We start from the raw sequence: 11,757 nt of genomic DNA on the forward strand, positions 1-11,757 counted from the left end.
AGCATGGTCGAGAAGGGGTTGAGCGAGCGGCGGGCGCTGAAGGTGGTGCGGATGAGCGCTAGCGCGCTGCGCTATGAGCCTCGGGCCGACCACAACGTTGAGCTGCGCGAGCAGATCGCCGCGCTGGCGCATCGGCACAGACGCTACGGGGTGGGCATGATCCATTTGAAACTGCGACAGAAAGGGCTGGTCGTGAACTACAAGCGAGTGGAGCGCTTGTATCAGGAAGCGGGCCTGCAGGTGCGTCGCAGAAAGCGTAAGAAGGTGCCGGTAGGCGAGCGCCAGCCCCTCCTGCGGCCGTCCGCTGCCAATGAGGTGTGGTCGATGGACTTCGTGTTCGACCGCACCGCGGAAGGCCGGGTGATCAAGTGCCTGACCATTGTCGACGACGCCACCCACGAGGCTGTTGCCATCGAAGTGGAGCGGGCAATTTCCGGGCAAGGTGTGTCCAGGGTGCTGGACAGACTGGCCATGCAGCGCGGCTTGCCACGAGTGATCAGGACAGACAACGGCAAGGAGTTTTGCGGTAAGGCGATGGTGGCCTGGGCTCACGACAAGGGAGTTGCCCTGCGTCTGATCGAGCCGGGCAAACCGAACCAGAATGCTTACGTGGAGTCTTTCAACGGGCGTTTACGCGATGAATGCCTCAACGAGCACTGGTTCCCGACATTGCTTCATGCCCGTACCAGCATCGAAAGCTGGCGGCGCGACTACAACGAAGAAAGGCCCAAAAGAGCGCTTGGCGGATTAACACCCGCCCAGCACGCCGCGCAGTTGGCGGCGAAGAAAGATACCATCAGCACTGGATTCTAAACCCGCCCACTACTCAGGTCGGGGGGACGTCGGGCCGAAAGCAGACATCGGCACATTGAGCCTCTGGGCAGAATTGAGTGGCGCGCCCCAGCCATGGCCGGGAGCAGTAGTTCTACTGACAACACTGCGGTAGTTATTCAGATTGCGACTGGGTTCTACCCGGCGACAATGACCAGAACTCGAATCGGGGATCTGTATGGACTGCTCAGCACTAGTCATCTTTGCCGCGATCTCTGCGCAGGCTCATGCACCTACAAGCGATCAGCCCATCAAGGTGACGCCTGACAACTTCGTTCGGGCCGAGACTGACATGTACATGGCGAAGGCCGTCGAGGAAGGCGCATTCGGGAAGCTCGTGCACGTGCGGAGTGCCCCCGCGATCGACAAGCAATCAATCGTTCGGATGAATCGCGACACGCTCTACTCTCAAGGCGTGTTCGATCTGGGCGCGGGACCGGTCACCATCAAGCTCCCGGATTCGGGGAAGCGCTTCCAGTCACTACAGGTTCTTTCTGAAGATCAGTACACAATCAAAGTCGTGTACGCTCCCGGCACGTTTACTTTCGACCGGGCAAGCGTCGGAACGCGATACATGTACCTGATCGCACGCACCCTCGCCGACCCTGGCAATAGTCAGGACCTGACGGCTGCACATGCGGCGCAGGATGGGATCAAAGTTCAGCAGCAGACAAACGGCTCGTTCCATATCCCTAAATGGGACACGGCCTCCAGAGACAGCGTCCGCAACGCGCTGAAAATCCTTGCGGCTCAGGGCGGTGGTACTGAGAAAGCGTTTGGCAATCGCACCGAGGTTGACCCGGTACAACATCTCATTGGGGCAGCGGTTGGCTGGGGCGGCAACCCGCTTTACGCGGCAAAGTACATCCTGGTGTATCCACCCGCCAATGACGGCACAACCGCGCACACGCTGCGGGTGAAGGATGTCCCGGTAGACGGCTTCTGGTCGATCAGCGTGTACAACGCTGATGGACTCTTCGAGAAGAACGATCTTGACGCCTATTCCCTCAACAACCTAACCGCCACACCGGAAAAGGACGGAACCTACAACGTCCAGTTCGGCGGCTGCACCCGGGACACCCCTAATTGCCTGCCGATCGTCAAGGGTTGGAATTACACCGTTCGGCTGTACAGAGCCCGACCCGCTGCACTCGACGGCACATGGTCCTTCCCCGAAGCAAGGCCGGTGAAGTAGCTCGCATTGTGAATTGCCAGGGCGCGTCCGCTCTTGGCCGAAAGCAGACTTTGGTCTCTGGGGTTGGCGGTGGTCGCCGACCCGAATCACCCTATTAGGCTGTAACCTGTTGATAGGTATCGGCTGCAATTGAGCGCAAGACTAGTCGCCTTGAGTGCCGCTAAGCCTTTAGAATCAAATGCTTGGCGTTGTCAGTCGCGATGCCTGGGGGGCAGAGGGTCGTCGGTTCAAATCCGGCCGTCCCGACCAATGTTGGTGATTCGATCAAAGGCTTGTGCAGCGATGCGCAGGCCTTTTTTCTTTTTGGGCGGCGATCGCCTTGGCGTTGTCCGGTTGTTCGAGTGCCGCCGGTGCGTAGTACGCCGGTCGATTTCTTCCGGCGGGTCATTCACCGTTGGATGCAGGCCGCGGCCAGCAGGTTCAACGCCGTGGCCTCAATGCCCGTGCAACGGCAGCGGCCGGTCGATCACCACATCTTTCATCACCAGGGTCGATGTGAGCCGCTGCACGCCGGGCAGGGCGGAGAGGTGTTCGTCGTAGAGCTGCCGGAACGCGGCCAGGTCACGGGTAATGACGTGCAGCAGGTAGTCCGGATCGCCGAACAGGCGCTGTGCCTGCAGGACCTGTGGCACGTCGGCGACGGCATGCTCGAAGGCATCCACCGCACGGCGGTCGCCGTCGCGCAGGGTGATGAACACCAGCGCTGAGAACTTCAGGCCCAGGGCGGCGGGATCCAGCTCGGCGCGGTAGCCGCGGATCGCGCCGGACTGCTCCAGGGCACGCACGCGGCGGTGGCAGGGCGAGATGCTCAGGCCGATGCGCTCGGCCAGCTCGGTCACGGTGAGGCGGCCGTCTTTCTGCAGCTCGGCAAGAATCCGCTGATCGGTGATGTCCATGCGCAAGAGTTTCCTCCTGATGCGCGGCGCAGGGCAAGTATTTGGAAGCACATTCCAGAGTCGCGGGAATATTCTTCTGTCTGGCACGCAGATCGCGGCAAGACCGCCCATTGGACCCCATGCAACCCAGCGTCATCGTCGCCTTCTGGGCGGTCTCGATCCTCTTCGTGCTCACCCCCGGTGCGGATTGGGCGCATGCGATCGCTGCCGGCCTGCGCGGGCGGGCGGTGGTGCCTGCCGTGGCCGGGCTGTTGTCTGGCCATCTGCTGGCGATCGGGCTGGTCGCTGCGGGCGTCGGCGCGATGTTCGCCCGGGCGCCGGTCGCGCTGCACGTACTGACCGTGCTAGGCGCGCTGTATCTGCTGTGGCTGGGCATCGGGCTGCTGCGTCATCCGCCGGTGGCCGCAGCGGAAGCTGCGGGGGCGGTGACGGGGTGGCGCCATTGGGCGCTCAAGGGCGCCTGCGTCAGCGGGCTCAATCCCAAGGTGCTGTTGTTGTTTCTGGCGCTGCTGCCGCAGTTCATTTCCGCCAGCGCGGCATGGGCGATGCCGGTGCAGATCATCGCGCTGGGCATGGTGCACCTGGTCAGCTGCGCGGCGGTGTATCTGGCCGTCGGGTATGGCGCCGGTGCCGTGCTGCGCACCCGCCCACGTGCATCACGCATGGTCGGCCGCATATCGGGCGCCGCCATGATCCTGATCGCCGTGCTGTTGCTGAGCGGAACCGGCACACTCTGACCCCACGTTGTCCCCACGAGGATCCTTGGCATGACCGAACAGCTCCATCCCTACGCAACGCCGGGCAGCGCCCCGGTCCCGGCACCGCGCGTGCGCATTCCGCACCTGCAGCAGATGAAGGAGCGCGGCGAGAAGTGGGCCATGCTCACCGCCTACGACATGTACACCGCGGCGATCTTCGAAGACGCCGGCATTCCGGTGCTGCTCATCGGTGATTCGGCCTCCAACAACGTGTTCGGCAACGACTCGCTGCTGCCGGTCACGGTCGATGAGCTGATGCCGCTGGTGCGCGCGGTCAGCCGCTGCACGCGGCGGCCGCTGGTGATCGCCGATCTGCCGTTCGGTTCCTATCAGGCCTCGCCGGAGCAGTGCTTCCACACGGCGGTGCGTTTCATGAAGGAAGGCGGGGCCCACGCAGTCAAGCTGGAGGGCGGCATCGAAATGGTGCCGCAGGTGCGCAAGCTGGTCAGCTGCGGCATCCCGGTGATGGCGCACATCGGCTTCACTCCGCAGTCGGAGCATCAGCTGGGTGGCTTCCGCGTGCAGGGGCGTGGCGAGGATGGCGCACGCCTGATCGAGGAAGCGCGCGCGCTGGAGGCCGCAGGTGCCTTCGCGGTGCTGATGGAGATGGTGCCCGGCGCGGTCGCCGCACAGATCACCGCCGCGCTGAAGATTCCGACGGTAGGCATCGGGGCCGGCAGCGATTGCGATGCACAGGTGCTGGTCTGGCAGGACATGGCCGGGCTGCGCACCGGCAAGCTGCCGCGCTTCGTGAAGCAGTACGCGGATATGCACGGCTTGCTGCAGAAGGCCGCGCGTGAGTTCGCGGAAGAGGTGGGGGCAGGCACGTTCCCCGGCCCGGAACACACGTTCTGATCGACGCACGTACCGCCTGAGGCGCGTGTCCACGGTATCGCCGCGCGGCGGTACCGTGTCGTCTGCGTCATCGAATCGTCATGCGAGCCACGTACCTTCGCCGCACCTGGGGGCGAGGTGGGACCGTGGCCGAACACGCAAAACGGCGTTTGGCGCGCATGTTTCTGGAACAGGGGCCGGTGCTGAGGGGGTTCTTCACCCGCCGCGGTGCGCGTCAGGATGCCGAAGACATGGTGCAGGAAACCTATCTGCGCCTGCTGCGCGCACATGAGGATCAAGGCGAGGCCATCGCCAATCCGGAGGCATACCTGTTCACCGTCGCGCAGAATCTCGCACGTGAGCAGGCGGCGCGCCGGCGCTGGTCGATGCTGCCCATCGATGATCTTGAGAACCTCACCACGCTGTTGACCGGCGAGGAAACCGTGGAGGACGCCGCCGAGCGTGAGCAGCGCCGCGTGCAGCTGCAGGCCCTGCTGGGCACCTTGCCCGAGCACACCCGCGCGGTGCTGGTGATGCAGTATCGCGATGGACTCAGCTACAAGGAAATCGCCGAGCGGCTGGGCGTGTCCTCGCACATGGTCAAGAAGCACGTGGTGCGCGGGCTTTCCGTGTGCCGCCGTGCGTTGGCCGGCCACGCGGAGGCGTGGTGAGCGAGTTTCCGGCACCGCGTCCTTCCCTCGCCAACGAGGCCGCGCACTGGCATGCGCTGCAGCGCCAGGGCGGGCTGACCGCCGAGCAACAACGCCAGTTCATGACGTGGCTGGTGACCTCACCGGCGCACCTGCGCGAGTACATCACGGTCAGCCGCGTCGCCAGCGAGCTCAGCGATGCGCTACGCGGCATGGCGGTGGATCTGGATGCGCTGATCGCTGCAGGGCCACCGGCAGCCGACGACAACGTGGTGGCGCTGCCGGTGCGACGACGCCCCCCACCGCCCGCGGCCTCCCGTGCGCCGCGCCGGCACCTGCCGGGCATCGCCGCGGCGGCCGCGTTGCTGCTGGGCATTGCGTTCGCCGGGCACATGGCGTGGCCACAGACCCGCCACTATGTGGCGGCACACGGCGCACCGCAGCGATTTGCGCTGCCGGACCACACCGTCGTGCATCTGAACGCGGAAAGTGAACTGTCGATCCGCTTCACCTTGTTGAGCCGCCGCGTGGAGCTCTCGCGCGGGCAGGCCAGCTTTGTAGTGGCCGAGGAACGCCGTCCCTTTGCCGTGCATGCGGCAGGGCTGGAGGTGCGCGATATCGGCACGACGTTCGACGTGTCGCTGCGCCGCGAGCAGGCGCGGATCGAGGTAGCCGAAGGCAGCGTGCAGGTGCGCGGCGACTCCGGTCAGGGCCGGCTGCTCGCCGATCTTCGCGCGGGCCAGAGTGCCCACATCGACTACCGCGATCAGACCGTCAGCCTCCGCCAGCAGCATGCGGACACGATGACCGCGTGGTGGCGACGCCGCGTGGTGTTCCAGGACGAACCGCTGCGCGAGGTCGCCGAGCAGTTCAACCGGCTCAACGATGTGCGCCTGCGGGTGGACGACGACCTCGCCGGTGCGCTGCGCCTGACCGGCAACCTGCGCGGTGATGATCTCGCGTCGCTGCGGACCTTCCTCGATCAGCAGCCATCGCTGCGGACGGAGGTGGACGGCAAGCAGATCCGTGTGAGCAGCCGAACGGCGACGGAACTGGATACGAAACAGCGGTAATCAAGCTGTTCCTGCGTGCTCGCGCAGACTGCGCCGAGCGGCTGTCAAAAAAAATTCATCGAAATACCGGTGCCCGATCCTCGCCCTGCGCCCTCGTAGTCCAGGCAAGCGCGAACGATCCCGTCTCGCGACGCTCATACCACCCCACTGGACTCTACGATGCGCCGCATTCTTTTCCTTTCGATCGCTCTTGCCCTGCAGAGCGCCGCCGTCACCGCTACCGCGCAGGAAGCCCGCGTGGCCAGTGAGGCGATTCCCGCCCAGCCGCTGGACCGTGCACTCAACGATCTGTCGCGCCAGACCGGCCTGCAGTTCGTCTACAACGCGCAGCAGGCCGGTAACCCGCGCACCCGCGCCATGCCGGCCGGGCTGGCCCCGCAGCAGGCACTGGAGCAGCTGCTGGACGGCACCGGCCTGCGCTATCGCTATCTCAACGACACCACGGTCACCATCGAAGCGCGCAGCGATACCGCACCGTCGGGCACATCCGCCGTGCCCGTCGCCACATCGGCCGTGGCATTTGAAGCGGCCCCCGCAGCGGAAAGCGCCGGCCTGCAGCAGCTGGAGCGCATCGACGTGGTCGGCAGCTACAGCCGCAGCCTGGAGCAGGCGGTGGACATCAAGCGCGCCACCATCGGCTTCTCAGACTCGATCGTGGCCACCGACGTGGCCGATTTTCCCGAGCAGAACCTGGCCGAGGCCCTGCGGCGCATGCCGGGCGTGACCATCGAGCGTGACAAAGGCCTGGGCAGCCGCGTCAACGTGCGTGGCCTGCCGTCGGAGTACACGCATGTCTCGATCAACAACCTGGCCACAGCATCCGGCAGCGGCGGCCGTGACATCGAATTCGATATCTTCGCCTCGGAGATCATCCAGCAGGTGACGGTGCTGAAGTCGCCGACTGCGGCGGATGAGGAGGGCGGCATCGCCGGCTCGGTGCAGATCTCCACCGCACGCCCGTTCGACTACACCGGCCGCAAGCTTGTGGCGTCGGTGGAAGGGGCGCACAACTCGATTTCCGAAGAGGTCGACCCGAAGTTCTCCTTCCTGGCCAGTGACACCTGGGGCGACTGGGGCGGCCTGGTGTCCTTCGCCACGGCCAAGCGCAGCAACCGCACGGACGCGACCTCGGGCATCAACTTCCGCCCGATGTCGCGTTTCCTCGGTGCCTCGGGCACGCGCGGCACGCAGGCTGCGGCTGTGCTGGCACGCGATGCCGGCGTGGTGGTCAAGAACCGCAACAACACCGATGAAAGCAACCTGATCGTGTTCCAGGACAAAGTGGGCGACCGTGTGTTCGTCAACGACCAGGACAAGTGGGGTGCCACCGCCTCGCTGCAATACAAGCCGAGCAGCCGCTTCAGCCTGACTTTCGATGCGATGCGCGGCGGCTACGACACCACCGAAGACGAGTACGACGCGGCCGCGTATTCGGCGTCCAGCCGCAGCACGCTGGAGAGCATCCATGACTACGACGCCAGCACGCTGTCGCAGTACGGCATCGTGGTGCTGCGCGATGTGTCCTACACCGCCACCCAGCACGAGATGCTGAGCAAGGAGCGGATCAACAAGACCGATTTCAGCCAGTACAGCGTGGCGATGGACTGGCAGGGCGACACCTGGGGCGTGGATGCGATGGTCGGTTACTCCGGCGCCGACAAGACGCTGGATGCCAGCAACCTCAAGCATGTGGCCTACGCGCCCTCGCGGACCCGCTGGACCGGCAAGAGTGGCGAGACGATTCCCAGCGCCAACCCGGCCAGCATCGACATGTACAACGCCTCAGACAAGTACCTGTTCGAAGCGTATGAGACGACGCTGGAGAAGGTCAGCGATGACAAGTATGCCGCCCAGGTGGATGTGACCAAGGCGCTGGAACTGGCCTTCCTGCCGGCGCTGCGCAGCGTGCAGTTCGGCGCGCGCTACACCGACAAATCCAAGCAGCGCGAGTATGGCGAGGCCAAGATCTACGGGCCGGCTGCGGGTGACAACAGCTGGGTGAACACGCGCACCCTGGCCGACAGCCCGCTGCAGTCGATCGCCGATATCGTGCCGGGCGGTGGCTATTCGGTGAAAGACCTGGACTGGAAGATGGTCTCCAACGACTACGCACGCAGTGCGTTCCGCTATCCGGGCTTCGCAACGCCGTTCGATCCGGGTCAGTATTACCGGGTCGATGAGAGCGTGACCAGCCTGTACGCCATGAGCGACATCGGCTTCGATGTGGGCCGCGTGCCAGTCTCGATCAACGCCGGCGTGCGCTATGTGGATACCTCGGTGCAATCCTCCGGCTTCCATCCGATCCAGCGGGCAGACGGCACCACCGGCTATACCGACACGCCTGTCTCGCGCAAAGGCAGCTACAACGATCTGCTGCCGAGCCTGAATGCCACTGCCGAACTGGCCGAGGGCCTGGTGCTGCGGGGTGCCGCCTCCAAGACGTTCATCCGCCCGGCGTTGACCGACATCGCCTACAAGCGCACCGCCAGCTGGAGTTCGTTCCGCTTCACCGATGGCAACCCGGATCTGCAGCCCACCTACGCCAAGCAATGGGAGCTGGGGCTGGAGAAGTACCTGGACAACGGCGGCCTGCTGGCGGCCTCGTACTTCCACAAGAAGATCGACGGCGTGGTGATCAATGCGCTGACCGGCGTAGTGCCGGATGTGGCGGTGTACAACGCCAACGGCTCGCTCAACGGCACCTATGATTTCGACGTGTACCAGCCGATCAATGCCGATGGCACCTACGTTGTGAAAGGCGTCGAGCTGATCGCGCAGCTGCCGCTGAGCATGCTGCACCGTTCGCTGGAAGGCTTCGGCATCAACGCCAACTACACGATGCTGGACAGCTCGCTGGCCGGTGAATCGGACCTGGGCGTGAGCACGCCGATGCCGGGGCTCTCCGAGAAGTCATACAACATGACCGTGTATTACGAGAACGACCGCTTCGACGCGCGCGTGTCGTACAACCACAAGGGTGAGTACGTCGAATCGATCGGCTACAACATGTACCCGATCTGGCGCGATGACTACGGCCAGGTGGATGTGTCGATCGGCTACCGCCTGACCGACAGCATCAAGCTCAGCCTGAAGGGCATCAACCTGACCAACCAGGCGACCACCGGCTACACGATGGATCCCGCGTTCCCGACGATGTACGAGCGCTCCGGACGCCGGATCAGCCTCGGCCTGCGCGCGGACTTCTGAGCCACCTTCGCGGTGCATCCGGAGGCACGTGCGCGTGCCCCGGATGCGGCTGCCCGTTTGTGAGGAACATCCGATGCGACATGTTTTCTTCCTGCCGCTTGTGGCGGTGCTGGCGTGGCCGGCGGTCTCGCACGCTGCCGATGACGATGCCGGCCGTAGCTGGCAGGCTGGCGACCACCATGTCCACAGCGAGTGGAGCGTGGATTGGGATCGCAGCACCACGCCGCCCACGCCGATCCGTGGTGGTGACTCGTCCTACACCCGCACCCATAACGCCCAGCAGGCGCTCGCCAATGGGCTGACCTGGATGGTGCATACCGATCATGGCGGGCCGGGGCATTCGGCGGTCACCCGGGACCATGCGTGGCCGGCGCTGCTGGATGCCCGGCGCGAGGTGCCCGGGCTGATCCAGTTCAACGGCATGGAATTCGACGTGCCGGCCGGCGAGCACGCTTCGCTGATCATCGCCCCAGGCCCGGATGAGCGCGAGCAGCTGGTCGCGATCGAACGCGATTACGGCCGCAGCGAGCCGCTGCAGGGAAGCCGCGACGACGGGCAGACGATGCTCGATGCACTGGCCCACATGCGGTCGCTGCCGGCACCGCCGCTGATGTTCATCAATCACCCCGCGCGCACTGCCACCGCCATGGGCCGGTGGGGCGACGTCGAGCCCGATGAGCTGCGTGCCTGGCATGCGGCCGCACCGCAGGTGCTGGTCGGCATGGAAGGTGCCCCCGGCCACCAGGCCACGCGCGTCCATCGCGGTCTTTATCGCAATGCAGACGCACCCACGATGGGCGGCTTTGACCAGATGACCGCAACGGTCGGCGGCATCTGGGACACGCTGCTCTCGGAAGGCCATCGCTTCTGGATCACGGCCAGCTCCGATTCGCACGTCAATCAGCGCGATGGCGGCAGTGACTTTGATCCTGGCCAGTACAGCAAGACCCATGTCTGGGCGCGCCGGGATGCCGGTGACATCCTTGATGGCCTTCGTCACGGGCGCATGTTCGCGGTGACCGGCGATCTGATCGATGCGCTTGAGCTGCGGGTGACTGCGAACGACGACGAGGCACGTAGCGCCACGATGGGCGGTACCCTGTCGATGTCGCCTGACGCCACCATGCGCGTGGAACTGCGGGTGCGCGTGCCGGCCTCAGCCAATCACGCGGGCCAGCATCCGGTGCTGGATCACGTCGAGTTGATCGTGGGCAGCCCCGGCAACGGCAATGGCCCCGTGATGCAGACCCGTGTGTTCGGTGCCACTGACTGGCGGGTGGACGGCGCATGGCGCTCGGTGTCCTGGGTGTTGCCGGTGCCTGCACAGGGCGGGTTCGTCCGTGCACGCGGCAGCAGCACCCGTGAGGTGGCGCCGCTGCCCGATGTGCCGGGCGAAGATCCCTGGCAGGACCTGTGGTTCTATTCCAACCCGGTGTTTATCCAGGTCGCGCGCTGAGTTGGCGTTGATCCGGAGGTGAGCTGTGCGCGGCGGCGCGACATCAAGGTAGAGTGATCGCTTACCTCATGGACGTGGAAGGAAGTGCAGATGACGGTACGGACCTTGGTGGCAGCGGATCTCGAACAGGCCAGCCGTGTGTGCATGGCTGCCTTCATGGGCGCGGTGGCGGATTCACTGACCCCTCTTGGCATCGAGACGTTCTCCCGCATTGCTTCGGTGGAGGGGTTCCGTGCGCGGATGGCCCAGGACAATCTGATGTTGGCCTGCGAGCAGGAGGGCCGGATCGTCGGTATCGCCGAACTCAAGGAAGGTCGCCATGTCGCCATGCTGTTCGTTGACCCGGCCGCCCAACAGCAGGGTATCGGCAAGGCACTCATGGCGGCCATGATCGAGCAGGCGCGTGTGGAGGTGCTGACCGTGAGCGCGTCGCTGTCGTCGGTGCCCGCCTATGAGCGCTACGGTTTTGTCTGCACCGCCGACCCCGCGGAATCCTCCGGGTTGCGCTACCAGCCGATGGAGATGCGCCTCACCGCGCCGGCCTGACTTCACGCCGTTCAGTCGGCGCGTTCACGAAGGTGAGACAGCTGGCTGGCTACCGTGGAGTCCTGTCATTCAACCCGATTCGGGGAAAGGATCATCATGATCAAGTGGGCCATCATTTTTGCTGTCATCGGCCTGATCGCCGGCGCCCTCGGTTTCGCGGGCATCGGTGGCGCCGCCATCGGCATCGCCAAGTTCCTGTTCTGGGCGGGCATCATCATCGCCGTGGTGCTGTTCGTGCTGGGCATGACCATCGCCAAGAAGGTGACCTGACCCGTCTGACACCCCCTACGGGTCAAGACGAAGGCCTGCGC

Annotated in this window: 11 protein-coding genes; 10 read left to right on the forward strand and 1 reads right to left on the reverse strand. The window is 64.9% G+C overall.

Annotated elements, in window-relative coordinates; genetic code table 11:
* Positions 1–813: IS3 family transposase (locus ACE026_RS11780; RefSeq protein WP_486038815.1), on the forward strand; the 813-nt coding region annotated here is incomplete at its 5' end.
* A gap of 310 nt (positions 814–1,123) precedes the next feature.
* Complete coding sequence (locus ACE026_RS11785; RefSeq protein ID WP_486039146.1) at positions 1,124–2,026, forward strand: DUF1254 domain-containing protein; 903 nt, start codon at positions 1,124–1,126, stop codon at positions 2,024–2,026.
* A gap of 434 nt (positions 2,027–2,460) precedes the next feature.
* On the opposite strand, the gene ACE026_RS11790 is transcribed toward ACE026_RS11785, so the two are convergent.
* Complete coding sequence (locus ACE026_RS11790; RefSeq protein WP_486039147.1) at positions 2,461–2,922, reverse strand: Lrp/AsnC family transcriptional regulator; 462 nt, start codon at positions 2,920–2,922, stop codon at positions 2,461–2,463.
* Positions 2,923–3,041: 119 nt separating this feature from the next.
* Between ACE026_RS11790 and ACE026_RS11795 the strand changes: the two genes are divergently transcribed.
* From ACE026_RS11795 to ACE026_RS11830, 8 genes are all read left to right on the forward strand, one after another.
* Positions 3,042–3,659, forward strand: coding sequence for a LysE family translocator (locus ACE026_RS11795; RefSeq protein WP_486039148.1), 618 nt, complete (start codon positions 3,042–3,044; stop codon positions 3,657–3,659).
* A 30-nt stretch (positions 3,660–3,689) separates the two neighbouring features.
* Positions 3,690–4,535, forward strand: coding sequence for a 3-methyl-2-oxobutanoate hydroxymethyltransferase (gene panB, locus ACE026_RS11800; RefSeq protein ID WP_152153399.1), 846 nt, complete (start codon positions 3,690–3,692; stop codon positions 4,533–4,535).
* 125 nt (positions 4,536–4,660) lie between these two features.
* Positions 4,661–5,185, forward strand: a complete 525-nt coding sequence (locus tag ACE026_RS11805; protein WP_486039149.1) for an RNA polymerase sigma factor — start codon at positions 4,661–4,663, stop codon at positions 5,183–5,185.
* Complete coding sequence (locus tag ACE026_RS11810) at positions 5,182–6,237, forward strand: FecR family protein (RefSeq protein WP_486039150.1); 1,056 nt, start codon at positions 5,182–5,184, stop codon at positions 6,235–6,237. Before ACE026_RS11805 ends, ACE026_RS11810 begins: the two co-directional genes overlap by 4 nt.
* A 159-nt stretch (positions 6,238–6,396) precedes the next feature.
* Positions 6,397–9,444 (forward strand): TonB-dependent receptor, encoded by a 3,048-nt coding sequence (locus ACE026_RS11815; RefSeq protein ID WP_486039151.1) that lies wholly within the window; start codon positions 6,397–6,399, stop codon positions 9,442–9,444.
* A 73-nt stretch (positions 9,445–9,517) separates the two neighbouring features.
* A complete protein-coding gene (locus ACE026_RS11820; RefSeq protein ID WP_486039152.1) occupies positions 9,518–10,900 on the forward strand; it encodes a CehA/McbA family metallohydrolase domain-containing protein in 1,383 nt (460 codons plus the stop codon).
* A gap of 90 nt (positions 10,901–10,990) precedes the next feature.
* A complete protein-coding gene (locus ACE026_RS11825; RefSeq protein WP_486039153.1) occupies positions 10,991–11,446 on the forward strand; it encodes a GNAT family N-acetyltransferase in 456 nt (151 codons plus the stop codon).
* Between the two features lie 96 nt (positions 11,447–11,542).
* Positions 11,543–11,716, forward strand: coding sequence for a DUF1328 family protein (locus ACE026_RS11830; protein ID WP_019182774.1), 174 nt, complete (start codon positions 11,543–11,545; stop codon positions 11,714–11,716).
* Positions 11,717–11,757 lie beyond the last annotated feature (41 nt).

This window comes from Stenotrophomonas sp. AGC87 (assembly GCF_057333975.1).